Origin of the sequence: Pseudomonas nitroreducens TX1 (genome assembly GCF_000313755.1) — a bacterium.
GTDB lineage: Bacteria > Pseudomonadota > Gammaproteobacteria > Pseudomonadales > Pseudomonadaceae > Pseudomonas > Pseudomonas nitroreducens_A.
The window spans coordinates 40653-66817 of sequence record NZ_AMZB01000134.1 but is presented as its reverse complement, the minus strand read 5'-3'; the positions used below and the strand labels follow the sequence as shown (position 1 = coordinate 66817).

Sequence of the window (26165 nt, the reverse complement as noted above, 5' to 3'; positions counted from 1 at the left end):
CGGTTACTCCACCGTCTGCTCGCGGAACAGCTGCACCTGCAGGTCGCCCTCGGCGGCCAGCTCGCGCACCACGCCCATGATGTCCTTGCGCACCTGCTCCACGCGGCTCAGCGGTACCGGGCCCTGGCGGCGGTTGATGGACTCCATCTGCTGCGCCTGGCGCTTGGGCATGGCGCCCTGGATGGCGCGCACCAGCTCGGGCTCGGCGCCCTTGAGGGCGACCACCCACTCGTCCAGCGGGATGACTTCCAGCAGCGTCTGCAGCACTTCCTGGTTCTGCCGGGAGAGGATGAAGAAGTCGTACATCTCGTCTTCGATCCTGCCGACCAGATCGTCGTTGTGGGCGCGCAGCAGCTCGAACATCTGGTTACGGTCGCCCTTGAAGCGGTTCATGATGTCCGCCGCCTGCTTGACCCCGCGCACCTGCGAGCCCTGGGTGGAGAGCACGCGCAGGCTGCGGTCGATCAGTTGCTCCAGCTCGGCGATGACGTCGCTGTTCACCTCGCTCAGGTTGGCGATGCGGAACAGCAGCTCGTCCTGGCGCTCGGCAGGCATGGCCTCGAGCACGTCGGTGGCCATGCCCGGCGGCAGGAAAGCGAGGAACACCGCCTGCATCTGCGCGTGTTCCTTGGCGATCAGCGCGGCGAACTGCTTGGGGTCGATCCACTCCATGCGCGCCATCTTGGCGCGGATTTCCTCGCCGTAGATGCTGTCCAGCAGGTTGCGCGTGATGTCGCTGCCCAGCGCCTTGCCGAGCATGCCGGCGAGGTAGGAACGCGAGGCGCCCTTGATGCTGGACTGCAGCTTGTAGTCGTCGAAGAAGCGCCCGATCACGTCGGAGACGGTGTTCTGCTTGACATTGGACAGCCGCGCCATCGCCTGGCTGATGCTGACGATCTCCTCGCGGCTGAAGTTGCGCAGGATGCCCGCGGAGGCTTCGTCACCCATGCTCAGCATGAGGATCGCCGCCTGTTCCAGGGAGCTCACGGCGCGCATCTGCGGGCCGCGCTTTTTCGGTTCTTCAGGCAGGCTCGTGTCGGTCATTGCGGCCAATCCAGTGCTTGATCACTTCCGAGACCCGTTCCGGGTCGTTCTTCGCCAGCATCTGCAGATGCTCGATCTGGTGCTCCAGGCCCGAGCCTGGCGCCGGCAGGCGGATTTCCGAGAGCGGGTTCAGCTCGCCGAGCACGTTGAGCCCACCGACGCTTTCGCTGCCCAGCGCCAGGCGCCGCTCGGCGTCCAGCGCCAACGGGTATTCGGCGCTGCCTTCGGGCAGCTCGGCGGTCACCGTCGGCTGCGCGCGCTGAGTCAGGCTGCGCACTGCCGGGCGTACGCCGAACAGCAGGAACAACAGCGCAATCAGGCCGAGCACGGTGTAGCGCACCAGGGATTGCAAGGCGCTGCTCTCCCACCAGCTGGCGCTGGACGCTTCCACCGGCGTGGCGGCGAAGGGGAACACGCTGACGGTAATCAGGTCGCCGCGCTGGGCGTTGAAGCCCACGGCGCTCTTCACCATGGTTTCCAGTTCGGCACGGGCCTTGTCGGTCCAGCCGCCCTCGGGAGCGGTGGAGGCGTTGATCACCACGGCGACGCTCTGCTGGCGCAGGGCGAAGGCCGGGTACTTGATGTGGGTGACGCTCTGGTCGAAGTCGTTCTGCCGGGTGGCTTCCTCGCGGGTCGAGGTCGCGGCCTTGTTGTCGGTGCTGGCGACCTTGCCATTGCCCGGCGGGTTGCCGTTGGCCTGGTTGCTGGCCTGGGCATTGTTCTGCCCTTGCTGTTGCGGCGGCGGCTCCGGCGGGCGGTTGCTCAGCGAGCCGGGCACGCCCAGGGCAAGCTGGTCCAGCGTGCTCTCGTTGCGCAGCACTTCGCTGCGCAGGCGCGGCGCTTCGCCGTAGGCCTGCAAGGTTTCTTCCTTCTGGCTGAAGTCGATGTCGGCGGACACGCTGATGCGGTAGTTGCCCAGGCCGAGCACCGGCGCCAGCACCTCCTCGACATTGCCCACCGCCTTGCGCTGGTATTCATCCACCGCCTGCCAGTTCTGCGAGGGGCCGCCCACACCGCTGATGCCGCGCGACAGCAGCACGCCGTTCTGGTCCACCACGCTGACATCTTCGGGCTTCAATTGCGGCACGCTGCCGGCCACCAGGTTGACGATGGCGCCGACCTGCTCCGGGCTCAGCCGCTGGCCGGGCGCCAGTTGCAGCAGCACCGAGGCCTTGGCCGGATCGCGCCGACCGACCACGAAGGAATTGCTGTCCTCGCGGGCGACGTGCACGCGCGCCTGCTCGATGCCTTTCAGGCCCATGATGGTGCGGGCCAGCTCGCCTTCCAGACTGCGTTTCAGGCGCACGTCCTGGAGGAAGTGGCTGGTGCCCAGCGGCTCGTCCTTGTCGAACAGCTCGTAGCCGGCCGGCAGGGACACCTTCACACCCTTGGCGGCCAGCAGCATGCGGGCGCGCGCCAGGTCTTCCTCGCGTACCAGCACCTGGCCACTCTGTGGGTGCAGGCGATAGTCGAAGGCTTCGGCGTCCAGCACCTGCATGACGTCGGCGGCCGGGTAGGCTTCGCCGGCACCGTAAAGCGGGCGGTAGGCACCCTGGTCGCGCCACAGGTAGAAGACCACGGCGGCGGCCAGCAGGGCGGCGCCCAGGGCGATGCCGAGCAGGCCCAGGCGCGGGTCGAGCTTGAGTTTGTCGAGCGGCAGGCGCCCTTTGAGATTCTGCAGCACTGTCGGTCCTTACAGCGGCATGCGGATGATGTCGTCGAAGGCGCCGGTGAGCTTGTTGCGCACCTGCAGCAGCGCGGAGAACGACACGCTGGCCTTCTGGCTCTGGATCATGGCGCCGACCAGGTCGTCGCTCTGGCCGCTGTCCACCGCGGCCATGGCGGCGCTGGACTTGTGCTGCTCGGCGTCCACCGAACGCAGCGCCTGCTCGAAGCTGGCGCCGATGCCCTGCGTCGGCGTATTGCCGGCGAGCTGCGCGGCGGGCCGCACGGCCGGGCCACTGGCGAGGTCGGCGTAACGGTTCATCCGGTCCAGCATGTCCTGCTGCACCTGCATGATCGAACTCATGGAAGTCCCCTGCGGAAACGAAATCAGAACTGCACCTGCACGCCCTGCTCACGCATCGCGTTGAGCCGGTAGCGCAACGCGCGGGTGGTCATGCCCAGGCTTTCGGCGGCCTTGGTCTTGTGCCCGCCGAAACGACGGATGGTGTCGATGACGTGCTGGTACTCGGCGAGCTTGCCGCTGGCGCGCAGCGCGGCGCGGCCACCTTCGGCCGCCAGCGGGATCACCGCCGCGACGGTCGCCAGCGGTGCATCCGGCGCAGCCAGGCCGAGGTCGCGCGGCTGGATGAACAGGCCGTTACGCAGCACCAGGGCGCGTTGCAGGGTGTTCTCCAGCTCGCGCACGTTGCCCGGCCAGTCGTGTTGCAACAGCGCGCGGCTGGCGGACTCGGTGAGCAGGTCGTGCTCGGCATCCAGCGGGGCGTACTGGCGGATGAAACGACGCGCCAGCGGCAGTACGTCTTCCTTGCGCTCGCGCAGGGGCGAGATGTGCAGCGGCAGCACGTCGAGGCGGAACATCAGGTCGGCGCGGAAGCGGCCCTCGCTGACCTCGGCCTGCAGGTCGCGGTTGGTGGCGGCGATGATGCGCACATCCAGCTCGATCTCGCGGCGCCCACCCAGGCGTTCCACACGCTGCTCCTGCAGCACGCGCAGCAGCTTGGCCTGCAGGGCCAGCGGCAGCTCGCCGATCTCGTCCAGCAGCAGGGTGCCGCCGTTGGCCAGTTCGAACTTGCCCGGCTGGGCCGTCACCGCGCCGGTGAAGGCGCCGCGCTCGTGGCCAAAGAGGATGGATTCGAGCATCGCCTCGGGGATCGCCGCGCAGTTCACCGCAATAAAAGGCGCGACCGGGCTGGCGATGCCGTGGATGTAGCGGGCCAGCAGCTCCTTTCCGGTACCGGTCTCGCCGGTGATCAGGATCGGTGCGCGGGTCTGCGCGACGCGTTGCGCCATGGCCAGCAGGCGGCGGCCGGCCTGGGAGCGCGAGACGAACAGTTCCTGGGCGGCGCTGGAAGCCTCCTGACGACGCAGCAGCGCGGCGAGCTGGCCAGCGCCAAAGGGTGACAGCAGGTAGTCGACGCAACCCAGGTCGAGCAGGGTGGCGGCCTTGTCCTGCTCTTCATAGCTGACGATAGGCACCACATCGCGCTCGCGGCCATCGCTGAGCAGCGCGCCGACCTGAGCATAAAGGTCGGGGGCGGGGAAGGCGCCCGCAAGGATGAACAGCAGGGAAGCGCCGCTGCGTGCACGGGCCAGTTCGGCGAAGCCGGAGAAGCGCTCGACGCGGCAGCCTTCAGCCAGCAGCGCCTGCAAAAGAAGGGCGTGAGCGGCGTCCGAAGACGGCCCGATGATCGCAACTTTTTTCTGCGCCGGCCGCTCTTCGAGCAGCGTTTCACATAATTGATCGATCGACTGGCTTAAACTGTTCACCGCAACTTTCCATTCGCTAGTGCGCTCGAACAACCCGCCCTCGTTCAACGCCAGCATCGGCCGAATCTTTCCATCGGCGATTGCGGAACTTCTTCAGGGAAGGGCTCTCTCACGGGTGGCATTGCAACAACTTCGTCATGATTGAAGTGCTGCAACCTGTAACTAACCCACCCACACTAACAAGTGCCAGCACTTCGCCATAGCTTCGCGCCGATTAATTTAAATCAATAGACAAAAAGTTCCGTCAAAAACAGCATTTGATATCTATTGATTTAATCGGGCGACCTCAGAACGCTATCATTGCGCCACTTCAGCAGCCTGCGACGCAGCAGTCACGGGCTTCCTGACAGACAGAGCATGCCGCGAGCAACGATCAGCCGATCCCGGCGGTCATGACACCTCCCGTGTCCTTGGGCAGATGGCAGATCGAACCTGGAAGTACGACGCTGAGCATGACTGGTAAATCAAAAGTCCACCATGGCGTGCCCGCCGACAGTCTGATTCGACTGAAACCGCAGAAACTCGGCCGGCATTATCACAAGATCCCGCAGTACATCAAAGAGATCTCCGGAAAATATCCGCGAATCATCAGCGACTATTTCCTGCGGCATTATCGAATCAATCTCGAGCTGAACAACCTGACCGTTCACGAGGAACTTCCCCGTGAACTGGAATGTTTATTCGATTCGCCCCTGGGCAAGTTCGGTTTCGCCATGGACCGTGCCCTGCTCACCGAAGTCATCGAGTGCTATTACGGCGGTACCGTGGTCGCCAATCGCGACACGCCGCCGATCAGCAGTTCCGAGCAGCGCATGCTCGACCGCCTCGGCCTGGACGTGGTGGACCTGTTCGGCCGCGCCCTGCTGATGGGCGAATCGGTGGGCCGACTGCAGCAGATCGACCCCACCTATGAAGAGGTGCAGTGGGAGTACGTGGCCGAGTTCAGCTACGTCAGCCACCTGACCGGCGAGCGCTCCTCGCTCTACCTCTACCTGGACAACCCGCTGGCGGACGAACTGACCCGCCGCCTCGCCGGCCCTCCGCCGCCGCGCCTGACCGGCAACCCGGTGGAGCACATCAAGCACCTGCCGCTGCGCCTGGACTGCGTGGTCGCCGCCGCGCGCCTGCCGCTGTCGCAGGTGCTGGCCCTGGAGCCCGGCGACGTGCTGACCATCCGCCCGCTGGAGCGCGTCGAAGTGCGGGTCAACCAGCAGAAGCTGTTCCGCGGCGCCATCTTCGAAGACGACGGCACCCTCTTCCTCTCCTCCCTGGAAAGCGTGAAAAACCCATGACCGGTTCTCTCTCCGACTCCGAGTTCGAGTCGCTGATCAACGACGGCGACCTGGGCCTCACCCAGGACGTCACCGACATCCCCGCCGAGCCTGCACGCGCGCCGCTGCCGCAGCAGGACCTGGCTTTCTTCGGCAAGATCCCGGTGAACGTCACCCTGGAAGTCGCCTCGGTGGAAATCTCCCTGAAGGAACTGATGGACGTCGATGCCAACAGCGTGATCATCCTCGACAAGCTCGCCGGCGAGCCGCTGGACGTGAAGGTCAATGGCGCACTGTTCGCCAAGGCCGAGGTGGTCGTGATGAACGGCAACTACGGCCTGCGCGTGCTCGAGCTGTGCGGCGCCAGCCTCGACGCCCTGACGGCCTGAAGATGCTGCACCGCTTCCTGACCGGCAGATCGCTGGCCGCACTTGGCCTGCTCATCACCGCGCTCTGCCCGCTCCACGCGCAGGCGGCCGGCGGCGAGGTCACGCTGTTCAACCTGCACGACACGGCGGACGGCCAGGCCTTCAGCGTCAAGCTGCAGATCCTCATCGTCATGACGCTGCTGGGCTTCCTGCCCGCCATGCTCATGCTGATGACCTGCTTCACCCGCTTCGTCATCGTGCTCGCCATCCTGCGCCAGGCCATCGGCCTGCAGCAGAGCCCGCCGAACAATGTGCTGGTGGGTATCGCGCTGATCATGACGCTGATGGTGATGCGCCCGGTCTGGCAGGACATCTACAGCAATGCCTACCAGCCCTTCGAGGCCGACCAGATCAGCCTGGAGGACGGCCTGGGCCGCGCCAAGCAGACCCTGAGCCGCTTCATGCTGGCGCAGACCAACCGCACCTCGCTGGAAACCATGGTCAGCCTGGCCGGCGAAACCGTGCCGGAGAAACTGGAAGACCTGGACTTCTCCCTGCTGCTGCCGTCGTTCGTGCTCAGCGAGCTGAAGACGGCGTTCCAGCTGGGCTTCATGATCTTCATCCCATTCCTGGTGATCGACCTGGTGGTGGCCAGTGTGCTCATGGCGATGGGCATGATGATGCTCTCGCCAATGATGATCTCGCTGCCGTTCAAGCTGATGATCTTCGTGCTGGTGGACGGCTGGGCCCTGATGATGGGCACGCTGACCAGCAGTGTGCAGCCGTTCTAGGAGCCCTGCGATGCTTACGCCGGAAAGCGCCGTCGATATCGTTTCCAACGCCGTGCACATCACCGCGCTGATCGTCTGCGTACTGATCCTGCCGAGCCTGATCGGCGGCCTGCTGGTGAGCATTTTCCAGGCTGCCACGCAGATCAACGAGCAGATGCTCAGCTTCCTGCCGCGCCTGCTGATCACCCTGGGGATGCTGGTGTTCGCCGGCCACTGGATCCTGCGCACCCTGTCCGAGCTGTTCATCGAGTCGTTCCACCAGGCAGGCCGCCTGGTCGGCTGATGCCATGCAGCAAGGCGCATCCCTCCTGCAGGCCTTCGACTACCTGCAAGCGCTGCAGGCCTGGTGGTGGCCCTTCTGCCGGATCATGGCGGTGTTCGCGCTGGCGCCGATCTTCAGCCACAAGGCCATCCCGGCGCGCCTGCGCATCCTCCTCGGGCTGGCGTTGACCGTCGCCCTGGGCGCCGCGCTGCCGCGCCCGCCAGCCATCGATCCACTGTCCGCGCAGGGCCTGCTGGTGGCGCTGGAGCAGGTGATCTTCGGGCTGATGCTGGGGCTTGCGCTGATGCTGGTGTTCACCGTGTTCACCCTGGTGGGCGACGTGATCTCCACCCAGCTGGGCCTGAGCATGGCGGTGTACAACGACCCCATGAATGGCGTGTCGTCGTCCTCGATCCTCTACCAGCTGTACTTCATCCTGCTGGTGTTCCTGTTCCTCTCCATCGATGGTCACCTGCTGGTGGTGAGCATCCTCTACCAGAGCTTCGTCCACTGGCCGGTGGGCAGCGGACTGCATTACCTGGGGCTGGCGTCGGTGGCCGGCAGCCTCGCCTGGGTGTTTTCCGCCGCGGTGCTGATCACCTTGCCGGTGGTGTTCTGCATGACCCTGGTGCAGTTCTGCTTCGGCCTGCTCAACCGCATCTCGCCGGCGCTCAACCTGTTCTCCCTGGGCTTTCCCATGGCGGTGCTGGCCGGTCTTGCGTGCATCTGGCTGACCCTGCCGGACATCCCCGAGAACTACCTCAAGCTCACCCGCCAGGTGCTCGATGCCATCGGCGTGATCTTCCGCGAGGGGCGTCATGGCTGACCAGCACAGCGCCCAGGAGAAAACGGAAGAGGCCTCCGAGCAGAAGCTCAGGAAGAGCCGCGAGGATGGCCAGGTCAGTCGTTCCAAGGACCTCTCCACGACCCTCTCGCTGCTGGCCACGCTCGTCGCGCTGAAGTTCTGCGTGGAGCATTTCTATGACGGCCTGAAGCAAGGCTTCGCCCTGTCCTTCATCGACTTCAGGCACAGCGAGATCGGCCTGGACGACCTGCCGCTGGTGCTCGGCCATCACCTGGTGCTGTTCATCACCACGCTGCTCCCGCTGCTGGTCACGCCGCTGCTGGTGGTGCTGTTCTCGATGATCCCCGGCGGCTGGATCTTCTCCAGCAAGAACTTCATGCCCAGGCTGTCCAAGCTCAACCCGATCACCGGGCTGGGGCGCATATTCTCCCTGCAGAACTGGACCGAGCTGGCCAAGTCGCTGCTGAAGATCGCCGTGCTCATCGTCGTCGCCGTCTACCATTTGCACGGCGCCCTGCCCGGCCTGCTGGCACTGCAGCGCAGCAACGTGCACAGCGCCATCGCCGCCGCCTTCGGCACCTTCTACGACATCACCCTGTCGCTGCTGGTGGTGTTCATCCTGTTCTCGGTCATCGATATCCCGATCCAGTACTTCTTCTTCAAGAAGAAGCTGCGCATGACCAAGCAGGAGCGCAAGGAAGAGCACAAGAACCAGGAAGGCCGGCCGGAAGTGAAGGCGCGCATCCGCCAGTTGCAGCGCCAGCTGGTGCACCGGCAGATCAGCAAGAGCATCAGGAGCGCCGACGTGGTGATCGTCAACCCGGTGCATTTTGCCGTCGCGCTGCGCTACGACCCGAAGAAGGCCCAGGCCCCCTACGTGGTCGCCAAGGGCCTGGACGAGACCGCGCTGTACATCCGCACGCTGGCCAAGACCCACGACCTGGAAGTGCTCGAGCTGCCGCCGCTGGCCCGCGCCATCTACGCCACCACCCAGGTGAACCAGCAGATTCCCGCGCAGCTGTACAAGGCCGTGGCCCATGTCCTGACCTACATCCTCCAGCTCAAGGCCTGGCGCTCCGGGCGCCGTGAGCGGCCGGAACTGATACGCAACGTCCCCATTCCCGAAGAACTGCTGAACAGAGTCTGACCATGCGCCTATTGCAGTCACTATTGCCGACCTTCCAGAGCGGCCGCATCGGCATCCCGCTGATCATCCTGTCGATCCTCTCGATGATCATCCTGCCGTTGCCGCCGCTGGTGCTGGACGCCCTGTTCACCTTCAACATCGTGGTGGCGATCCTGGTGCTGCTGGTCAGCGTGTCGTCCAAGAGCCCGCTGGACTTCTCGCTGCTGCCCACGGTGATCCTGGTCACCACGCTGCTGCGCCTGACGCTGAACGTCGCCTCCACCCGCGTGGTGCTGCTCGACGGACACACCGGCACGGGCGCGGCGGGCAAGGTGATCGAAGCCTTCGGCCACGTGGTGATCGGCGGCAACTTCATCGTCGGCCTGATCGTCTTCGTGATCCTGATGATCATCAACTTCATGGTCATCACCAAGGGTGGCGAGCGCATCTCCGAGGTGACCGCACGCTTCACCCTGGACGCCCTGCCCGGCAAGCAGATGGCCATCGACGCCGACCTCAACGCCGGACTGATCGACCAGAACGAAGCCAAGCGCCGCCGTGCGGAAGTGGCCAAGGAAGCCGACTTCTACGGCGCGATGGATGGTGCGTCGAAGTTCGTCCGCGGCGATGCCATCGCCGGCATCCTGATCCTGCTGATCAACCTGTTCGGCGGCTTGGCCATCGGCGTGTTCGTCTACGACCTGCCGGCGGGCGCAGCCTTCCAGCGCTACGCCCTGCTGACCATCGGCGACGGCCTGGTGGCGCAGATCCCGGCGCTGCTGCTGTCCACCGCGGCGGCGATCATCGTCACGCGGGTCAACGAGTCGGCGGAAATCACCAGCCTGGTGCGCAAGCAGATGCTCGCCTCGCCGTCACTGCTGTATACCGTCGCCGGCATACTCGTGGTGCTCGGCCTGGTACCGGGCATGCCGCACGTGGCGTTCTTCGCCTTCGCCGCGCTGGTGGCCTTCATTGCCTGGCGCCTGTCGCTGGCCGGCCCGCCGATCGAGGCGCAGACCCTGGAGCAGACCCAGGCGCTGACGCATGCCATGGACCAGGAGCGCGCCCAGCAACTGGGCTGGGAAGACATCCCGCTGGTGGAGCGGCTGTCGATCTCGCTGGGCTACAAGCTGGTCAGCCTGGTCAACGAGGCCAGCGGCGCGCCGCTGCCGCAGCGGATTCGCGGGGTGCGCCAGACGCTCTCGGAGAACCTCGGCTTCCTCCTGCCGGAAGTGCAGATCCGCGACAGCCTGCGCCTGAAGGCCTCGCAGTACGCCATCCACATCAACGGCGAGCGCATCGACGGCGCGGAAATCCACGCCGACCGGCTGATGGCGATTCCCTCGCCGGAACTCTACGGCGAGATCGACGGCATCCTCGGCGTCGACCCGGCGTACCGCATGCAGGTGGTGTGGATTCTCCCGGCGGACAAGTCCCGCGCGCTGAACCTGGGCTACCAGGTGATCGACTGCGCCAGCGTGGTCGCCACGCACCTGAACAAGGTGGTACGCGAGCACCTGCCGGACATCTTCAAGCACGACGACGTCGAGCACCTGATGCAGCGCCTGACCCTGCAGGCGCCCAAGCTCGCCGAATCGCTGAAGGCGCAACTGACCTATTCGCAGCAGCACCGGGTGTTCCGCCAGCTGCTGCAGGAGGAAGTGCCGCTGAAGGACATCGTCACCATCGCCAGCGCCCTGCTCGAAGGCAGCGAGACCACCAAGGACCCGGTGCTGCTGGCCTCCGACGTGCGCTATGCGCTGCGCCGCAGCATCGTCTCATCGATTGCCGGCGACCGCCCCGAGCTGACCGTGTTCGTCCTGGAGAACGCCCTGGAGAACACCCTGCTCGGCGCCCTGAGCATCGCCCAGCAGGCCGGCCCGGTGAGCCTGGACAACATCCCGGTGGAGCCCAGCCTGCTCAACCAGCTGCAGCACAGCATGCCGGTAGTGAAGGAAAAGCTGCGCAAGGAAGGCCACCCGCCGATCCTCACCGTGATGCCACAGCTGCGGCCGCTGCTGGCGCGTTACGCACGGGTGTTCAGCCCGGGGTTGCACGTGCTGTCGCAGAACGAGATTCCGGAGCGGGTGGGGGTGCAGATATTGGGGACGTTGGGGTAAGGCGTTTCGGGAGATTCGGGAGCTGGGCGTTGCCCTCTCCCTAACCCTCTCCCTGAAGGGAGAGGGGATTGTCCTGAGCGAGTTGGAAGTTCAGCGCTCGCCGGCTACCACTGTGGTTGGCGCGGACGCAGAACGGCCCCCTCTCCCTTCAGGGAGAGGGGGCATCAGACGGCACCCAAGCCAACCCATCACGACAACCGCGCCCGCCCCAGCAGACTGCGATTGAAACTCACCGACATCGACGTCACCAGTTCGGTAAACGCCGCACTCGGTCGGTCCAGCTTGAAGCCCTGCTCGAAGCGCGCGTTCTTGGCATCCTTCTTCGACCACTGGCAGATCGCAGTGATATCCACCGAACGGGTGTGATCCTCGCGCACCGGAATCTCCAGGCGCATGTCGTAGCAGCTGCCCGGCGCCAGCGGCTCCTCGGTCACCAGCCGCAGGCCGCCCATCGAGACGTCCAGGACCACCCCCATGGGGTCGCCGCTCAGGCGGTTGGTCACGTTGATCTGGCCGATGTGGCGGAAGGTCAAACGACGGTGCTTGCGCATGGCGGCCTCTTGTAGGGAACGGGCTCTGGGGCGGGCGCCTCGGGGAACGAAACGCGCGCGCATCCTAGCAGCGACAGCGGCTCAAACGAACTCAAAAGCTATCAAATGGCCAGTATTTGGCCGGAAATCGCCGCGCCTTCCATCGCCCGGCGCGCTGCTGCAATCGCGCAGCAGGTAATCTGCGCCGATGCGCTGCGCGAATGCGCAGGGTGCTGCGATTTTGCATACACCCCTCCGCGCCACCCCACGGGGCCTGGGCGTTTCCGGCTGGCATGCAACATGCCTTGCTCATCCCGCGGGCCGCCTGGCGGCCGCACCGTCCTGTTGGAAATTTGCATCGGAGATCTGCCTTGGAGGGACAAATGGACCCGCTGAAACTGCTGCTGGACAGGGGCCTGCTGCTGTCCGACAGCCTGACGTCCCAGGGACGCTTCATCGAAGTTTCCGCCGAACAGACCGACCAGCTCGGCTACGCGCCCGGCTCCCTCGATGGCCAGGCCGCCGAGCTCATCTACACCGCCGACTCGCTGAATGCGCTGATGCAACTGTTCGCCAGCCCGCCGGCGGACGAGCGTGTACAGGACCTGGAGCTGACGCTGATCCGCCACAACGGCGGCCTGCTGCCAGTGCTCGCCAGCGGCGTACTGCAGTGGCGCGACGGCGAGCCGGCGCGCCTGCACCTGGTGAAGATGCCGCTGGGGCCGATCAGCCGCCGCCTGGGCGAACTGCAGAGCGCCAACGAAGTGATGAGCCAGATGCTCTTCAGCGCACGGGTGGCCTACTGGTGCATCGAGTTCGCCGAGTCCGTGGATGTGCGTGAGACCCCCGACGAGATCGTCCGCCAGGTGTTCGAGAACCGCTCCTACTGGCGCATGTGCAACCGCGCCATGGCCAACATCTACGAGATGCCCGCCGACGTCGATTTCAGCGAGCAGCCGGTGCGCCTGTACTGGCCGCGCAGCCCGGCCAACGAAGAATTCGTGCGGCGCCTGATCGAGGCGGAATTCCACGTCGACGGTGCGCTGTCGGTGGATCGTCGTCACGACGGCTCGCCGGCCTACGTGGAGAACGACGTGCGCGCCAGCATCCACAACGGCCGCCTGCTGCGCATGTGGGGCAGTCTGCGCGACGTCAGCCAGGAGCTGCGCATGCAGCACGACGCCGAGCAGCGCATCGAAGCGCTGCGCCGGGTGTTCGACGCGGTGCCCGACGCCGTGCTGGTGATCGACGAGGCGGCCCAACCGCAATGGCGCAATGCGGCCTTCGAGCAGACCTTCGGCATCACCCGCGCGGCCGGGCTGGCCTCGACGCTGAACCGCATGCCGCTGCCCGAACGCACCTGGCAGGTGCTCGACCTGCCCGACCAGTTCGGCAACTACCAGTCCTTCAACAGCCACTGCTCGCGCATCCTCATCCGCGAGGGCGTGGCCTGGCGCGTCTTCGTGCTGCGCCAGGCGAACAAGGCGACGGAGCTGCATCCATGAGCAAAGAAGCATGAGCGAAGAAGGCTTCTTCGCGCCGCTGCGCATGGGCATGCGCTCGTCGGTCAGTGCGTCGGCGGAGATGCTTTCCGCGCTGCTGGAAACACCCGCGCTGCACGCCCTGCTCGACAGTTTCAGCGAGGCGCTGATCGTCTGCGACGGCGACTCGCGGGTACGCTTCATCAACCTGGCGGCGGAGCGGGTCAACCGCGTCACCCGCGTCGATGTACTGGGCCTGCCGGACGTGGACTTCTTCCAGCGCTCGGCGCTGCAGTTCGATGACTTCCAGCAGGCCCTGCGCCGTGGCGGCAAGAGCGCGCTGACCCGCTCCCGCGATGGCCGGGTGTTCCTCACCCGTGCCCAGGCGGTGCCGACGACGGCCTACGAGAAGCCCTACAACCTGCTGATCCAGCGCGAATACGAGCCGGGTACCGCCGGCAGCCTGCGCAGCCCGTCCGGGCGCGCCTCGACCACCGATCTGCAAGGCCTGGGCGACCCCCAGGACAACGCCCTGCACATGTCGCCGCTGCTCTCCTCCATCGCCGACATGGGCGTGCGTGCCTTCCGCCGCCGCGCACGCCTGCTGCTGCTCGGCGAGCCCGGCGTGGGCAAGACCGCCATCGCCCGGCACATCCACCGCGCCGCCGGGTGGGGCGACCGGCCCTTCATCGACGTGAACTGCGCGAGCATCCCGGAAACCCTGTTCGAATCGGAGATGTTCGGCTACGAGCGCGGCGCCTTCACCGGCGCGTTGCAGTCGGGCAAGCGCGGCTATATCGAGAGCGCCTCGGGCGGCACGCTGTTCCTCGACGAGATCGGCGAGATCCCGCTGCAGGTGCAGGCCAAGCTGCTCAAGTTCCTCGAGGACGGCACCATCCAGCCGGTGGGTTCGCCCTTGTCGAAACAGGTCCAGGTGCAGGTGATCGCCGCCACCAACAAGGACTTGCGCGCCCAGGTGGCGGCCGGCGAATTCCGCGCCGACCTCTACTACCGCCTGGCCGTGCTGCCGGTGGAAATCCCGCCGCTGCGCGCCCACCGCGACGACCTGCCGGTGCTGATGGACATCCTCCTGGCACGCATCAACCGCGACCGCCAGCCGCCGCTGCGGCTCGCCTCGGGCTGCCGCGAGCGCCTGCTGGCCTACCACTACCCCGGCAACATCCGCGAGCTGGTGAACATCTTCGAACGCCTCGCCGTGCTGGCCGACGACGTGGCCGAAGAGCTGCACCTGCCGCCGGAACTGCTCGGCGCACCGCCAGCCGGCAGCCCCGTCGCGCTCGACGAACCGGCTGCGGCCATCGACGACCAGCCGCTCAAGGCCCAGGTGCAGCGCTACGAACGCCAGGTGATCCTGCGCGCGGTGCGCCTGTGCGGCAGCAAGCGCAAGGCGGCGATCCACCTGGGCATCGACGTCGGTACCTTGATCCGCAAGTTGCAGCGCGATGATTGAGCGCTTGCCGCTGCTTTTGTAGGAGCGGAGCTTCTCCGCGATCAACGCGACACGGTGCAATGCCTCGATCACCGGCCTGTCGGCCGAATCGCGGATAAGATCCGCTCCTACAAGATCCATTCTCCTTTCTCGCCTGCGCGCGACTGATGGGTCACGCGGCTTGCGCCTCTCCTGCAGAAACACCCCTGCGACAATCCACCGCTGCAAGCTTGCCTACAGGCGTTGTCATTTCTGCTTACACCTCTGATCTCGTATTTTTACTTTTACTTTAAATTTCAAATACTTAGATATCTGGCACAGTCTGTGCCCTGTTCTCCTGCGACCCGTGACCGTGCACGGGTCCTCGAATCGCGCCGGCGCTCCTGACTTAAGAGAGCCGGCAGTTCTGGAGGCACAAGAACAATGCTCATCACAGGTATCAAGAGCCGGCCGGTCTACGACCAGTTGCGCCCGCTCGCTGGTGGACACCACCACATCATCGCCGGCCAGGGCAGCGGCGGCGCCGCCATGCTCCGCCTGCTCGCCGACATGCCGCGCACCGCGCCTATCCGCGTGCTGTATTCCACCGAGACTTTCTCCGGCAAGGATCACCTCGCCGCGCTGCGCGACATTACCGACGTCGAGCTTTCGATCTACCCGAGCAACCGCGCGCTGGTGGATGACCTGCACGCGCTGCTGGGCCAGTCGCGCATGGGCACCCGCCTGTACCTGGCCGGCTCCGAGAGCTTCATCGGCACCGCCATGCAGGCCGCCGACGCGATCAACCTGAACAAGGACGAAGTGCTGCGCGAGCACGCCGGCTCCTTCGTGCGTCGTGTCTGGTGCGTGCATTGCGATGGCTACACCGAGAACGTCACCCAGCGCGTCTTCGACTGCCCGCACTGCGCCCGCACCCTGGTGGTTCGCGACCACTACTCCCGCCGCCTCGCCGCCTTCCAGGCGGTGAAGGCCGACGCCGAAGTGCCCGGCGAACTGCCCGAAGCCGAGGAGCTCGACACATGAGTCAGTCCAACGGAACCCTGAATGTCCGTGTCACCCGCATCGAGCAGGTGACCCCGGAGATCAAGCGCTTCACCCTGGCCTCCACCGATGGCGCGCACCTGACGCCCTTCTCCGGCGGCAGCAACGTCGTGGTGCTGATGCCCCACGCGACCGGCACCTACCGCAACGCCTACTCGCTGATGAGTTCGCCCTACGACGCCAGCGCCTACCAGATTGCCGTGCGCCGCGTGGAAGACGGCCGTGGCGGCTCGAAGTACATGCACGACGTGGTGAAGGAAGGCGACGAGCTGGAAATCCTCCGCCCGGTGAACCTGTTCCCGCTGAGCAAGCACGCGCGCCTGCACCTGTTCATCGCCGGCGGCGTGGGCATCACCCCGGTGTGCTCGCAGCTGGCCGAGCTGCGCCTGCGCGGCACGCCCTTCGAAGTCCACCTGGCGGTGCGCGGCGACGCCCATGCACGCCTGGGTGAAGAACTGCGGCACGAATACGGCGATGCCGTGCGGCTGTACCGCGATGACCGCGGCGAGCGCCTGGACATTGCCGCCGTGCTGGCGGACCGGCCGCTGGGCAGCGACGTCTATGTCTGCGGTCCCGAGGGGATGATCCAGGCGACGATCGACGCCGCCCACGCCCACGGCTGGACCGACAGCCACATCCACTACGAGCGATTCCTCGAGCAGGGCAGCGTCGGCGAGGCGTTCCAGGTCACCCTGGCGCGCAGCGGCGCGACCATCCAGGTTTCGCCCGACCAGAGCCTGCTGGAGGCCGCCGAGGCCGCCGGCCACGAGATCCCGTACCTGTGCCGCGGCGGCGCCTGCGGCATGTGCGAGACCCACGTCCTCGAACTGGATGGAGAAATCCTCCACACCGACGACTGGCTGTCCGACGAGGACAAGGCCGCCAACAAGAAAATCATGCCCTGCGTGTCGCGTGCCAAGTGCTCGCGGCTGGTCATCGACTGCTGAGCCGGAGAACGACCATGACCATCCAATTCCGCCCCGACGAAACCTACCGCGACGACTACACCTACGCCAACAGCCAGGAATGCATCGACCGCGCGCCCTGGCCCTTCCCGGACGACGAGTACATGTACTCGATGAACCTGGAGCCGCACGTCAGCGTGGGCGACGGCGCCTTCCGCGCGGTGTTCGACATCGACGAGCACTACATCAGCGAGTGCCGCGACCGTGCGATCACCCTGGAGAAGGACCCGGGCATGCACTACGTCTCCGCACCGCACATGATGGAGGCGCAGTGGGACCTGCTCGAACTGATCATGGAGTCCTACGCCAAGGACTACCCGGAGTACTTCTCCCTGGAGAAGGACGGCACCCGCTGGCACTGGACCAACAAGCTGCTGAACATCGACGACACCTTCACCTTCGGCGATCCGTCGACGCTGCCCTTTGAACCGATGGAGTACGTCACCCGCCAGGCCCAGGGCGACTGGGTCCTGCAGGAGGAGCGCGACGGCACCCTGTACTGGGGCGCGGGCATCGCCACCCAGCGCGCCGACTACTCGCTGCGCTTCAACCTGGGCATGGCCTGGCACGAATTCCACGGCCCGGTGCCGCTGGTGAAGGAAACCGGCATGCTCGACCGCGCGCTGAAGTTCCTCCTGCGCCTGCGCAACGGCCACCCGGTGCGCCGACTGAACTGGTCGCTGACCGTCAACCCGCGGCTGGACGTCTCCGCCGAATCCCTGCCCGAATGGGCGCCGGACCGCACCACGGTGACCGCCGAGAACGCCGGTCAAAAGGTCTACTTGCGCATCGAGCTGCAGCCGCTGCACCGTCTGCCGCGCAGCAACGCCATCGTGTTCCCGATCCGCACCTACCTGCTGAGCCTGGAAGACATCGCCACCCACCCGGCGTGGGCCAAGCGCATGCACCGCGTGCTCAAGACCCTCAACCAGGAACTGGTCGACTACAAGGGCTTCACCCGATACCGCGACCAGGCCGTGGAGTGGCTCTCGCAGTACGACGACGGCCAGTAACGCCGCGCCATCACACACAACTAGAAACCCGAAAAGGGAACCGGCGGGCGTCGTGAGGCCCGCCGGCGATTGCCTTCTGCCCATCAACCCCCTGAGAGGAAACAACGATGAGTGGGTCCCCTGCCAAGCGTGCCGCTGGCGTTACCGATCAAGATGCCGAGCAGCTCGCCGCCCTCGGCTACAGCTCCAACTTCGAACGCAGCATGAGCCTGTGGGAGAACTTCTCCCTGGGCTTCACCTACCTGTCGCCTGTCGTGGGCGTCTACACCCTGTTCGGCCTGTGCCTGGCCGCCGGCGGTCCGCCGATGTTCTGGACCTACCTGCTGATCGGCCTGGGCCAGATGCTGGTGTGCCTGGTGTTCTGCGAGGTGGTCTCGCAATTTCCGATCTCCGGCGGCGTCTATCCCTGGGCGCGTCGCCTGGTGGGCAAGCGCTGGGCGTGGATGGTGGGCTGGGTGTATGCCTGGGCCCTGTGCACTTCCATTGCCGGCATCGCCGTGGGCGCCAGTCCGTATATGGCCGCCATGCTCGGCTTCGAGATGCACGGCAACGCTGCCATCGGCATCGCCCTGGCGCTGATCGCGCTGTCCACCGTGCTCAACCTCTCCGGCACCAAGCTGCTGGCGCGTGTTGCCATGTTCGGCTTCATCTGCGAGTTGGGCGGTGCGCTGCTGGTGGGCGGCTACCTGCTGATCTTCGAGCGTCACAACGATTTCAGCGTGCTGTTCAACACCTTCGACATCAAGGTCGACGGCAGCTACTGGCCGGCCTTCCTCGCCGCATCCCTGGCGGGACTGTTCCAGTACTACGGCTTCGAGGCCTGTGGTGACGTCGCCGAGGAAACCCCGAACCCCGGCAAGATGATCCCCAAGACCATGCGCATGACCATCTACATCGGCGGCGCCGCCGCGATGTTCGCGTGCCTGGCGCTGATCCTCTCGGTGCCGGACATCCAGCGTGTGATCAACGGCGAAGACACCGACCCGGTGACGACCATCCTCGCCAATGCCTTCGGCCCGGTGGGGTCGAAACTGGTGATGGCGGTGGTGATGGTGTCGTTCGTGTCCTGCGTGCTGAGCCTGCAGGCCGCCGCCAGCCGCCTGCTGTTCGCCTATGCCCGTGACGAGATGATCGTCGGCAGCAAGGCGCTGTCCAGGCTCAACACCAACCACGTGCCGGCCGTCGCGCTGGTGGTGGCGGGGGTGATGCCGGCGGCCATCGTCTGCCTGGGCCTGTTCATGGGCGACGCCGTGGCCACCATCGTCGGCTTCGCCGCGATCGGCATCTACGTGTCCTTCCAGCTGATCGTCATCGCCTCGCTGATCGCCCGGGCCAAGGGCTGGGTGCCCGGCGGCCAGTTCACCCTCGGCAAGTGGGGCGTGCCGGTGAACGTCGCGGCACTGATCTACGGCGTGGCGGCGATCACCAACATGGTCTGGCCGCGCACTCCGGACGCGCCCTGGTACATGAACTACTCGATGATCCTCACCACCGTCGTGGTGATCGGCGCGGGCCTGGTCTACATGCTGCTGGCCAAGCCCTACGACAAGGGCACCGCACCGGCGGGCGACGCCCACCGGATCTCCGGCCGCCAACGATCCGAGCGCGCTCCGGGCGCGCTGACCGAACCGGCTTGATCGCAACGTTGACGCAATTCGGGCCATACGCCTGAGGGGCTGCGTCTGGTCCGTCATTATCTTCCCCGTGACGGACCCCTGCGTTTGCGCAACGGACCACCATCCCCGCGATGGTCGGTCCGTTTTTTTATGTCCGCGAAGAAGCAGCCGTAAGGCGTACAACCGTTCGCGGTTGTACGCCGCTACACCTCGTCCATAGGCTCGCTCCGAGGTCGACCTCGGAGTGCTCTGAGGCCATGGTCAATCAGCGTATAACGCGGAGCGTTATACGCCCTACGTTCGGTGTCAGCGGGCAATCCACAGCAGGCACAGGGAGAGCGTCACCAACGAGCCCAGGGTAGACACCAGGATGCTCCGCGACACCACCGCCGCCTCGCGCTGGTAGTACTCGGCGAGCATGAACGGCCCGGTGCCGGTGGGCAGCGCGCTGAGCAGCAGCGCCGAGTCCGCCCACAGCGGCGGCAGGTCGAACACCTTGTAGGCGAGGTAGCCGGTGAGCAGCGGCTGGCCGACCAGCTTGATCATCACCAGCGGCCAGGCGCCGATCTGCTCGCCGCCCTCCTGGCGCTGCGCCAGGAACAGGCCCAGCGACACCAGCGCGCAGGGCGTGGTGGCAGCCGCCAGCATGTCGAGGAAATGCAGCAGCGGCGTCGGCAGGCCGATGCCACTGGCCGCCCACAGCCCGCCGATGATCGGCGAGACCACCAGCGGGTTCTTGCCCAGGGCCTTGGTCACCACCCACACGGCACGGCCGATGTGCTTTTCGGTCTGCAGGCCGACTTCGATGAAGACCACCGAGATGGCGAACAGCACGCAGACCACCAGAAGGGAGGCGATCAGCGCCGGCTCCAGGCCGTCCTGGCCGAACACCAGCAGGCACAGCGGGATGCCCATGTAGCCGGTGTTGGCGTAGGACGCGCTGAGCCCGTCGATGCTCGCCGCCGGCAGCGGGCGGCCCTGCAGCAGACGCCAGATCAGCGTGGCGAAAAACACCAGCAGGCAGCCGCCGGTAAAGGCGGCGAGGAAGCCCGGCTGCCAGATTTCCGCCCAGGTCGCGGTGGCGGTGACCTTGAACAGCAGCGCCGGCAGGCACAGCCAGACCACCAGCTTGTTGATCTCCGAGGCCGCCTGCGGGCCGAGGCGGTTGCTGCGCCGACACAGCCAGCCGACCAGAATCAGCGCGAAGATCGGCAGGACGACGGACAGGACGTGGGGCATGACAACAGAACCGGACTACGGGACAGCTGGCGAGCATAGGGGCCGAGGCCGCCACAGTCCAATGCGACCTCGGTCGGGGTTCAGACGCGCCCGGTGACTGGAATGCAAGCGCCGGTAATGGCCGCCGCCGCTTCCGAGGCGAGGAACAGCAAGGTGGCCGCCAGCTGCTCCGGCTTTACCCAACGGTCGAATTCCGCGGTGGGCATGTCGGCGCGGTTCTGCGGAGTATCGATGATGCTGGGCATCAGGGCGTTGACGGTGATGCGCGCATCCTTGAGTTCTTCCGCCAACGCTTCGGTCAGGCGCATGACGCCGGCCTTGGACGCCGCATAGGCGCCCATGCCCAGGGCCGCGCGGTTGGCGGCCGCGGCGGCGATATTGAGGATGCGCCCATGCCCGCGCGCCTTCAGGTGCGCCAGCGCGGCCTGGCTGGATACCACCGCGGTGCGCAGGTTGATGCGGTACATCAGGTCCCAGGTGTCGATGTCGCCATCCCCCAGGGTTTCCCAGTGGAAGCCGCCGGCCACGTTGATCAGCGCGTCCAGGCCGCCGAAATGCTCGTTGACCTGCTCCAGCGCGGCGCGGGCGGCGGCCGGATCGGTGAGGTCGATGCCGCCGACGGACAGCGCGCCGGCCTGTGGATAACGCGGGCCGACGGCGCGGTCGAGCAGGGCGACCTTCCAGCCGGCATCGGCGAACGCCTGGCCGACCACGCTGCCCAGATGGCCGAAGCCGCCGGTGATGGCGACGATTCTGTTCATGCTGCTACCTCGTGACGGTGGGAGAGGCGTTCTTATAGGGGTAGCAGGGGTTGCGGGAAAGGTCGCGGGCGCCAGACGGGGGGACGGATCGGGACGGGGTTTCCAGTTCAGAATCTGGCGCTGGGCGATGCCCTCTCCCTGAAGTGAGAGGGGGCCGTATGGCATGAAGGGGAGCAGCGATACTCACCGGAGAGCTCGGGACTGTCAGAGCACTCTGAACAGTCCCCTCTCCCTTCGGAGCGGGGCGCGCAGCCAGGGCTAGGGAGAGGGTGTTACAGGCCGACGCCGGACCTCATTACTTCACCAACCGCGCCTCCAGGCTGTTCTGCGCCAGCCGCTGCGCCTGCTCCTGGGTCATTCCCAGGTGCTCGTGCAGCGCGTGGAAGTTTTCGGTGACGTAGCCGCCGAAATATGCCGGGTCGTCCGAGTTCACCGTCACCTTCACGCCGCGCTCGAGCATGTCGAGGATGTTGTGCTCGCGCATGTGGTCGAACACGCAGAGCTTGGTATTGGACAGCGGGCAGACGGTCAGCGGGATCTGCTCGTCGATGATGCGCCGCATCAGCCGCTCATCCTCGATGGCGCGCACGCCGTGGTCGATGCGCTCGATCTTGAGCAGGTCCAGGGCCTCCCAGATGTATTCGGGCGGGCCTTCCTCGCCGGCGTGAGCGACGGTCAGGAAGCCTTCGCTGCGGGCGCGGTCGAACACGCGCTGGAACTTGCTCGGCGGGTGGCCGACCTCGGAGCTATCCAGGCCGACGGCAATGAAGGCGTCGCGGAACGGCATGGCCTGCTCGAGGGTCTTGAACGCCTCTTCTTCGGACAGGTGACGCAGGAAGCTGAGGATCAGGCCATGGCTGATGCCCAGTTGCTTCTCCCCGTCTTTCAGCGCGCCCTGGATGCCACGCAGCACGACCTCGAAAGGCACGCCGCGGTCGGTGTGGGTCTGCGGGTCGAAGAAGGGCTCGACGTGGATGACGTTCTGCGCCTTGCACTTCTGCAGGTACGCCCAGGTCAGGTCGTAGAAATCCTGCTCGGTGCGCAGCACATCGGCGCCGGCGTAGTAGAGGTCGAGGAATTCCTGCAGGTTGTTGAAGGCATAGGCCCTGCGCAGGCTCTCGACATCGCCCCAGGGCAGGGCGACCCTGTTGCGCTCGGCGAGTGCGAAGAGCAGCTCAGGCTCCAGCGAACCTTCCAGGTGCAGGTGCAGTTCCGCCTTGGGCAGGGCATTGAGCCAGTCGTACATGGGTGAGGTCTCGTTATTCAGGCAATCGCGAAAATTATCGCACGAGCCCTGCCCGGCGCAGGGCAAATATCGGCGAATAGCACGACCACGCCTTCGCTGACTGCAATGGAGTGCGGCAATACAGGAATCAACCTACAGAGTTCGGGATGGTTTCAGGCGACATCTTGGCCTTCAGGCGGTACCGCAACCTGGCACCAACGTCCAACATCGAGTCATGGAGAAACATCTAAATCACCTCTGAATCATTTGAGGAGCTTCACCATGACCACCGCGAAACTCTCCGCGATTTCCCTGCTGCTGGCCGTTTCAGCGGGATTCACCTCATTGGCATCGGCAGATTGTGCGCACAAGCGTGCGGCGCTGGAATACCAACTTCAGAAAGCCCAGCAATACGGCAATACTCATCGTGTCGCCGGGCTGAAAAGAGCACTGAGCAAGACCAACGCCTATTGTCTTGACTACAGCACCACCGACCGCAACAGCGGTGCGCAGCGTTGGGTAGAAAAGCTCGAAGACAAGCTGCGCGACAAGCAGGAAGACATCTGGGATGCGCAAGCCGACCTGCGTAAAGCCCAAGCCAAAGGCGATCCCCGGAAAGTGACCAAGGCGCAGAACAAGCTACGCGACAAACAAGCCGAGGCGAATGAAATCGCCGAGGAGCTGCAAAGAGCCCGAGCGGACCTCACCGGCTAGTCGTAACGTCGCCACACGGAAAAAGGCGCTTCGGCGCCTTTTTCATGGCCGATCCGACACGCCGACGTCGATGGGCAAATGAATTCCCCGCGGCGATTGCCTAAGATGGCGCACTCGCCCTCCCACGGAATGGACATCCCCTCGATGCTACGCGCGCTCAAAGAAGAAAAATTCCTCCTCCTGGCCCTGCTGGTGGCCATCGCGGTCTATCCGCTGGAGCACAGCCTGCTGGGCGGCGGCAAGCTGCTCGCGGGGATCACCGCCAGCGCACTGCTGGCGGTGATCATTGGCGTCTCGCTGCGCGTCGCGCACCACGCCGAAATCCTCGCAGAGAAGGTCGGCGAGCCTTACGGCACCATGATCCTGACCCTGGCGGCGGTGCTGGTCGAGGTGGTGATCCTGGCGATCATGATGGGCCACAACCATTCCCCGACCCTGGCCCGCGACACCATCTACGCCGCGGTGATGCTGGACATGAACGGCATCCTCGGCCTCGCCGCGCTGCTGGGGGGCCTCAAGCACGGCGAGCAGTCGTACAACGACGACTCGGGCAAGACCTACGTGACCATGATCCTCACCGCCGTAGGCATCTCCATGGTGGTGCCGGAGCTGATCCCCGCCCAACAGTGGAAGCTCTACTCCTTCTTCACCATCGGCTGCATGGTCATGCTCTATGCCCTGTTCCTGCGCATGCAGACCGGCCAGCACAGCTACTTCTTCAGCTACAACTACGCCACCCACGGCGAGCATGCAGAAGGCCACGAGGCCGCCGGCAGCAGCAAGCAGTCCATGGCCCTGCTGGTGGTCGGCGTCGTGCTGATCGGCGCATTGGCCGAGGTGATGTCCAAGGCCCTGGACGTCGGCCTGGAAGGCAGCGGCGTGCCGCCCATCGTGCCGGCACTGCTGGTGGCGGCGATCTCCGCCAGCCCGGAAATCCTCACCGCCCTGCGCGCGGCGATGGCCAACCGCATGCAACCGGTGGTCAACATCGCCCTGGGCGCCTCGCTGTCCACCGTGATCCTTACCGTCCCGGTGATCGAGGCCCTGGCGCTGTTCAAGGGTCAGCCGATCCAGATGGCGATGACGCCGCTGCAGACTGGCATGATGTTCATCACCCTGATGGTCGCCGGCTACAACCTGCATGACGGCAAGACCAACGCCATCGAAGGCATGACCCACTTCGTGCTGTTCGCCACCTTCCTGATGCTGTCGTTCATGGGACTCTGACCATGCTCAAGATCTACCTCGCCGGCCCCGATGTGTTCCGTCCCGACGCGTTCGCGCAGGGCGAGCGGCTCAAGGCCCTATGCGCCGAGCTGGAGCTGCAGGGCCTCTACCCGCTCGATCACTCGGTGCCCGAAGGCATCGCCAATCCGCCGGAGCAGGCGTTGTGGATCTACCAGGCCAACCTCAACCTGATTGCCGAGGCGGACGCGGTATTGGCCAACCTCAACCCCTTCCGCGGCGCCGAGCCGGACAGCGGCACGGCCTTCGAGCTGGGCTATGCCGCCGCGCTGGGCAAGCCGCTGTATGGCTATATCGAGGAAGGCGGCAACTGCGCCGAGCGCCTGCCCTGTGAATGGCGGGGCGAGGAACCGGGCCGCGACCGCGACGGCAACCAGATCGAAAGCTTCGGCCTGCCGCTGAACCTGATGCTCGGCGTGCCGGTGCGCATCGCCGTGGGTGGGCCCAGGGAAGCGTTGCAACTGCTACGCGCGGAGCTGCTGCAGTTGTAGGAGCGAACCATTCGCCGGAAACAGAAAACGCGCCCACGGGCGCGTTTTTCATTGGCTCGCCGCCTTCAGCGGCGACGGCCCTCGAGCTTGAAGAAGAACACCTTGGTCGCCTGCCGCGCGACGATCCGGCCACCGCTGACGCGGGGCTCGAAGCGCCATTTTTCCATGGCGTCGCGCACGGCGTTGTCGAACATGCGCGGCGGCGTGGACTCCAGCACCTGGATGTCAGCGATGCGCCCATCGCTGGTGATGGTGAACAGCACCTTCACCCGGCCCTCGATGGCACGGTTCAGCGCCATGCGCGGGTAGACCGGCGGGTCCATGCGCAGCGGCTTGATGTCGCTGTCGTTCAGGCTGCCGGTGGGCAGGCCGGCGGGGCCTTGCGAGCCGGTCGGTGCGGCCTGGGCGCCCTGGGTGAATTGGCCAACGGTCGGCGCAGCGGGCGGCGGCGGTGCAGCCGGGGTCGGCGGCGCGGCGGCTTCCTCGGCAGGCTCAGGATCCGGCTCCGGCTTGGGTTTCGGCTTGGGCTTGGGCGATACCTTGGGCACGGCCTTCTCGACCGGCTTGGGCTTGGGCTTGGGCTTCTCCACCGGCTTGGGCGGCTCGACCGGTTTCGGTGGCTCGGGCTCCGGCGGCGGCGGGGTAGGCGCGGCGGCGGGCGGCTGCTGCACTTCGGGCTTGGGCGGCAGGGTAACGACGCTGACCTGCATGGCCTTGGGCATTTCGCCGGCCCCCAGATTCAGCTCAGCCGGGGTGGGCATCACCCAGACCAGCGCGGCGACGATGGCCACATGCATGGCGATCGCCAGGCCGGAAGACTTCCACCAGCCACCGGGAGGCGGCGGCTGTTCGCCGTCGTCCACGCCTTCGACCGGCGCGGCGTAGGGAATCAGGACCTCTTCGGGAATCACTTCCTCGTCGCGTCGGGGGCCGGCACAACTGACCAGCCGCAGGTTGGCCTCATTGGCGCGCTGGGCGTTCACGCTGGGCAAATGGACGCCGTCATCCGCCGTGGCGGAAGTGAACAGCTGTTCCTCAGCGTCCACGGCGGGACTCGCGTCCGCCGCTTTGCGCGGTTGGGGTAACGACATGAGAAAGCCTGCGGGAAGAGTTCACGAAGCAATATCTTCTGATAATTATTATCATTCACTCGC

Annotated in this window: 25 protein-coding genes; 16 read left to right on the top strand and 9 right to left on the bottom strand. The window is 65.8% G+C overall.

Translation table 11 applies throughout. From position 1 onward, the window contains the following. Nucleotides 1-3 precede the first annotated feature (3 nt). Genes C167_RS0126195 through C167_RS0126180 form a run of 4 tightly spaced genes read right to left on the bottom strand, consistent with a single transcriptional unit; the run spans nucleotide 4 to nucleotide 4476 of the window. Nucleotides 4-1044, bottom strand: a complete 1041-nt coding sequence (locus tag C167_RS0126195) for a FliG C-terminal domain-containing protein (protein WP_017521285.1) — start codon at nucleotides 1042-1044, stop codon at nucleotides 4-6. Beyond that, nucleotides 1022-2728: a flagellar basal-body MS-ring/collar protein FliF gene (gene fliF, locus C167_RS0126190; RefSeq protein WP_017521284.1), complete on the bottom strand. Its 1707-nt coding sequence runs from the start codon at nucleotides 2726-2728 to the stop codon at nucleotides 1022-1024. The genes C167_RS0126195 and fliF overlap by 23 nt, the downstream gene beginning before the upstream one ends. 9 nt (nucleotides 2729-2737) lie before the next feature. Continuing rightward, entirely contained in the window at nucleotides 2738-3073 is a 336-nt protein-coding gene (locus C167_RS0126185) for a flagellar hook-basal body complex protein FliE (RefSeq protein ID WP_026079293.1), read from the bottom strand. Between the two features lie 23 nt (nucleotides 3074-3096). Then, complete coding sequence (locus C167_RS0126180) at nucleotides 3097-4476, bottom strand: sigma-54-dependent transcriptional regulator (RefSeq protein ID WP_026079292.1); 1380 nt, start codon at nucleotides 4474-4476, stop codon at nucleotides 3097-3099. A 473-nt stretch (nucleotides 4477-4949) separates the two neighbouring features. Between C167_RS0126180 and C167_RS0126175 the strand changes: the two genes are divergently transcribed. The 7 genes from C167_RS0126175 to C167_RS0126145 are packed head-to-tail and all read left to right on the top strand — an operon-like array spanning nucleotide 4950 to nucleotide 11240. Beyond that, nucleotides 4950-5789, top strand: a complete 840-nt coding sequence (locus C167_RS0126175; protein ID WP_026079291.1) for a FliM/FliN family flagellar motor switch protein — start codon at nucleotides 4950-4952, stop codon at nucleotides 5787-5789. Further along, nucleotides 5786-6157, top strand: coding sequence for a FliM/FliN family flagellar motor switch protein (locus C167_RS0126170; protein WP_017521280.1), 372 nt, complete (start codon nucleotides 5786-5788; stop codon nucleotides 6155-6157). Before C167_RS0126175 ends, C167_RS0126170 begins: the two co-directional genes overlap by 4 nt. Nucleotides 6158-6159: 2 nt before the next feature. Further along, nucleotides 6160-6927: a flagellar type III secretion system pore protein FliP gene (gene fliP, locus C167_RS0126165; RefSeq protein WP_017521279.1), complete on the top strand. Its 768-nt coding sequence runs from the start codon at nucleotides 6160-6162 to the stop codon at nucleotides 6925-6927. 10 nt (nucleotides 6928-6937) lie between these two features. Beyond that, nucleotides 6938-7210, top strand: a complete 273-nt coding sequence (locus C167_RS0126160; RefSeq protein WP_017521278.1) for a flagellar biosynthetic protein FliQ — start codon at nucleotides 6938-6940, stop codon at nucleotides 7208-7210. Between the two features lie 4 nt (nucleotides 7211-7214). Further along, nucleotides 7215-8015 (top strand): flagellar biosynthetic protein FliR, encoded by an 801-nt coding sequence (gene fliR, locus C167_RS0126155; protein WP_017521277.1) that lies wholly within the window; start codon nucleotides 7215-7217, stop codon nucleotides 8013-8015. Further along, entirely contained in the window at nucleotides 8008-9141 is a 1134-nt protein-coding gene (gene flhB, locus C167_RS0126150; protein WP_017521276.1) for a flagellar biosynthesis protein FlhB, read from the top strand. Before fliR ends, flhB begins: the two co-directional genes overlap by 8 nt. Before the next feature lie 2 nt (nucleotides 9142-9143). After that, the gene (locus tag C167_RS0126145; RefSeq protein ID WP_017521275.1) at nucleotides 9144-11240 is read left to right on the top strand and encodes a flagellar biosynthesis protein FlhA; all 2097 of its coding nucleotides are present in this window, start codon (nucleotides 9144-9146) and stop codon (nucleotides 11238-11240) included. Nucleotides 11241-11428: 188 nt separating this feature from the next. Here C167_RS0126145 and C167_RS0126140 read toward each other — a convergent pair whose 3' ends face one another. Then, nucleotides 11429-11791 carry a PilZ domain-containing protein gene (locus tag C167_RS0126140; protein WP_017521274.1) on the bottom strand — a complete coding sequence of 121 codons (363 nt, stop codon included), beginning with the start codon at nucleotides 11789-11791 and terminating at the stop codon, nucleotides 11429-11431. 362 nt (nucleotides 11792-12153) lie between these two features. On the opposite strand from C167_RS0126140, the gene C167_RS0126135 reads away from it, so the two are divergent. The 6 genes from C167_RS0126135 to C167_RS0126110 all read left to right on the top strand — a co-directional run bounded on the left by C167_RS0126135 (nucleotide 12154) and on the right by C167_RS0126110 (nucleotide 19357). Further along, nucleotides 12154-13275 carry a PAS domain-containing protein gene (locus C167_RS0126135; protein ID WP_017521273.1) on the top strand — a complete coding sequence of 374 codons (1122 nt, stop codon included), beginning with the start codon at nucleotides 12154-12156 and terminating at the stop codon, nucleotides 13273-13275. Between the two features lie 10 nt (nucleotides 13276-13285). Further along, entirely contained in the window at nucleotides 13286-14722 is a 1437-nt protein-coding gene (locus C167_RS0126130) for a sigma-54 interaction domain-containing protein (RefSeq protein WP_017521272.1), read from the top strand. Nucleotides 14723-15124: 402 nt separating this feature from the next. Beyond that, a complete protein-coding gene (locus C167_RS0126125) occupies nucleotides 15125-15724 on the top strand; it encodes a dimethylamine monooxygenase subunit DmmA family protein (RefSeq protein WP_017521271.1) in 600 nt (199 codons plus the stop codon). Next, nucleotides 15721-16689: a PDR/VanB family oxidoreductase gene (locus tag C167_RS0126120; RefSeq protein WP_017521270.1), complete on the top strand. Its 969-nt coding sequence runs from the start codon at nucleotides 15721-15723 to the stop codon at nucleotides 16687-16689. Before C167_RS0126125 ends, C167_RS0126120 begins: the two co-directional genes overlap by 4 nt. 14 nt (nucleotides 16690-16703) lie before the next feature. Beyond that, the gene (locus tag C167_RS0126115) at nucleotides 16704-17720 is read left to right on the top strand and encodes a heme-dependent oxidative N-demethylase family protein (RefSeq protein WP_017521269.1); all 1017 of its coding nucleotides are present in this window, start codon (nucleotides 16704-16706) and stop codon (nucleotides 17718-17720) included. Nucleotides 17721-17827: 107 nt separating this feature from the next. Further along, nucleotides 17828-19357 (top strand): APC family permease, encoded by a 1530-nt coding sequence (locus tag C167_RS0126110; RefSeq protein ID WP_017521268.1) that lies wholly within the window; start codon nucleotides 17828-17830, stop codon nucleotides 19355-19357. A gap of 285 nt (nucleotides 19358-19642) precedes the next feature. Here the strand turns inward: C167_RS0126110 and C167_RS0126105 are convergent, their stop codons facing one another. From C167_RS0126105 to C167_RS0126095, 3 genes are all read right to left on the bottom strand, one after another. Beyond that, on the bottom strand, nucleotides 19643-20575 hold the full coding sequence (locus tag C167_RS0126105) for an AEC family transporter (protein ID WP_017521267.1): 933 nt from the start codon (nucleotides 20573-20575) through the stop codon (nucleotides 19643-19645). Between the two features lie 80 nt (nucleotides 20576-20655). Beyond that, nucleotides 20656-21336 carry an SDR family NAD(P)-dependent oxidoreductase gene (locus tag C167_RS0126100; RefSeq protein ID WP_017521266.1) on the bottom strand — a complete coding sequence of 227 codons (681 nt, stop codon included), beginning with the start codon at nucleotides 21334-21336 and terminating at the stop codon, nucleotides 20656-20658. Nucleotides 21337-21631: 295 nt separating this feature from the next. Continuing rightward, nucleotides 21632-22582: an adenosine deaminase gene (locus tag C167_RS0126095; RefSeq protein ID WP_017521265.1), complete on the bottom strand. Its 951-nt coding sequence runs from the start codon at nucleotides 22580-22582 to the stop codon at nucleotides 21632-21634. A 261-nt stretch (nucleotides 22583-22843) separates the two neighbouring features. On the opposite strand from C167_RS0126095, the gene C167_RS0126090 reads away from it, so the two are divergent. From C167_RS0126090 to C167_RS0126080, 3 genes are all read left to right on the top strand, one after another. Beyond that, complete coding sequence (locus tag C167_RS0126090) at nucleotides 22844-23275, top strand: DUF1090 domain-containing protein (RefSeq protein WP_017521264.1); 432 nt, start codon at nucleotides 22844-22846, stop codon at nucleotides 23273-23275. A 144-nt stretch (nucleotides 23276-23419) separates the two neighbouring features. Next, the gene (locus C167_RS0126085; RefSeq protein ID WP_017521263.1) at nucleotides 23420-24502 is read left to right on the top strand and encodes a calcium:proton antiporter; all 1083 of its coding nucleotides are present in this window, start codon (nucleotides 23420-23422) and stop codon (nucleotides 24500-24502) included. Nucleotides 24503-24504: 2 nt separating this feature from the next. Further along, nucleotides 24505-25011, top strand: coding sequence for a nucleoside 2-deoxyribosyltransferase (locus C167_RS0126080; protein ID WP_017521262.1), 507 nt, complete (start codon nucleotides 24505-24507; stop codon nucleotides 25009-25011). 65 nt (nucleotides 25012-25076) lie between these two features. On the opposite strand, the gene C167_RS0126075 is transcribed toward C167_RS0126080, so the two are convergent. Beyond that, complete coding sequence (locus C167_RS0126075; RefSeq protein WP_026079289.1) at nucleotides 25077-26102, bottom strand: energy transducer TonB; 1026 nt, start codon at nucleotides 26100-26102, stop codon at nucleotides 25077-25079. Nucleotides 26103-26165: the final 63 nt, after the last annotated feature.

Excerpts from the sequence above, each read along its gene's own strand:
- fliP (WP_017521279.1), top strand. The coding sequence starts at position 6,160 with ATGCTGCACCGCTTCCTGACCGGCAGATCGCTGGCCGCACTTGGCCTG.
- C167_RS0126125 (WP_017521271.1), top strand. The coding sequence starts at position 15,125 with ATGCTCATCACAGGTATCAAGAGCCGGCCGGTCTACGACCAGTTGCGC.
- C167_RS0126175 (WP_026079291.1), top strand. The coding sequence starts at position 4,950 with ATGACTGGTAAATCAAAAGTCCACCATGGCGTGCCCGCCGACAGTCTG.
- C167_RS0126160 (WP_017521278.1), top strand. The coding sequence starts at position 6,938 with ATGCTTACGCCGGAAAGCGCCGTCGATATCGTTTCCAACGCCGTGCAC.
- C167_RS0126120 (WP_017521270.1), top strand. The coding sequence starts at position 15,721 with ATGAGTCAGTCCAACGGAACCCTGAATGTCCGTGTCACCCGCATCGAG.
- C167_RS0126115 (WP_017521269.1), top strand. The coding sequence starts at position 16,704 with ATGACCATCCAATTCCGCCCCGACGAAACCTACCGCGACGACTACACC.
- C167_RS0126145 (WP_017521275.1), top strand. The coding sequence starts at position 9,144 with ATGCGCCTATTGCAGTCACTATTGCCGACCTTCCAGAGCGGCCGCATC.
- C167_RS0126110 (WP_017521268.1), top strand. The coding sequence starts at position 17,828 with ATGAGTGGGTCCCCTGCCAAGCGTGCCGCTGGCGTTACCGATCAAGAT.
- flhB (WP_017521276.1), top strand. The coding sequence starts at position 8,008 with ATGGCTGACCAGCACAGCGCCCAGGAGAAAACGGAAGAGGCCTCCGAG.
- C167_RS0126090 (WP_017521264.1), top strand. The coding sequence starts at position 22,844 with ATGACCACCGCGAAACTCTCCGCGATTTCCCTGCTGCTGGCCGTTTCA.
- C167_RS0126100 (WP_017521266.1), bottom strand. The coding sequence starts at position 21,336 with ATGAACAGAATCGTCGCCATCACCGGCGGCTTCGGCCATCTGGGCAGC.
- C167_RS0126130 (WP_017521272.1), top strand. The coding sequence starts at position 13,286 with ATGAGCGAAGAAGGCTTCTTCGCGCCGCTGCGCATGGGCATGCGCTCG.
- C167_RS0126195 (WP_017521285.1), bottom strand. The coding sequence starts at position 1,044 with ATGACCGACACGAGCCTGCCTGAAGAACCGAAAAAGCGCGGCCCGCAG.
- C167_RS0126140 (WP_017521274.1), bottom strand. The coding sequence starts at position 11,791 with ATGCGCAAGCACCGTCGTTTGACCTTCCGCCACATCGGCCAGATCAAC.
- C167_RS0126185 (WP_026079293.1), bottom strand. The coding sequence starts at position 3,073 with ATGAGTTCGATCATGCAGGTGCAGCAGGACATGCTGGACCGGATGAAC.
- C167_RS0126170 (WP_017521280.1), top strand. The coding sequence starts at position 5,786 with ATGACCGGTTCTCTCTCCGACTCCGAGTTCGAGTCGCTGATCAACGAC.
- C167_RS0126075 (WP_026079289.1), bottom strand. The coding sequence starts at position 26,102 with ATGTCGTTACCCCAACCGCGCAAAGCGGCGGACGCGAGTCCCGCCGTG.
- C167_RS0126080 (WP_017521262.1), top strand. The coding sequence starts at position 24,505 with ATGCTCAAGATCTACCTCGCCGGCCCCGATGTGTTCCGTCCCGACGCG.
- C167_RS0126095 (WP_017521265.1), bottom strand. The coding sequence starts at position 22,582 with ATGTACGACTGGCTCAATGCCCTGCCCAAGGCGGAACTGCACCTGCAC.
- C167_RS0126135 (WP_017521273.1), top strand. The coding sequence starts at position 12,154 with ATGGACCCGCTGAAACTGCTGCTGGACAGGGGCCTGCTGCTGTCCGAC.
- C167_RS0126085 (WP_017521263.1), top strand. The coding sequence starts at position 23,420 with ATGCTACGCGCGCTCAAAGAAGAAAAATTCCTCCTCCTGGCCCTGCTG.
- fliR (WP_017521277.1), top strand. The coding sequence starts at position 7,215 with ATGCAGCAAGGCGCATCCCTCCTGCAGGCCTTCGACTACCTGCAAGCG.
- C167_RS0126105 (WP_017521267.1), bottom strand. The coding sequence starts at position 20,575 with ATGCCCCACGTCCTGTCCGTCGTCCTGCCGATCTTCGCGCTGATTCTG.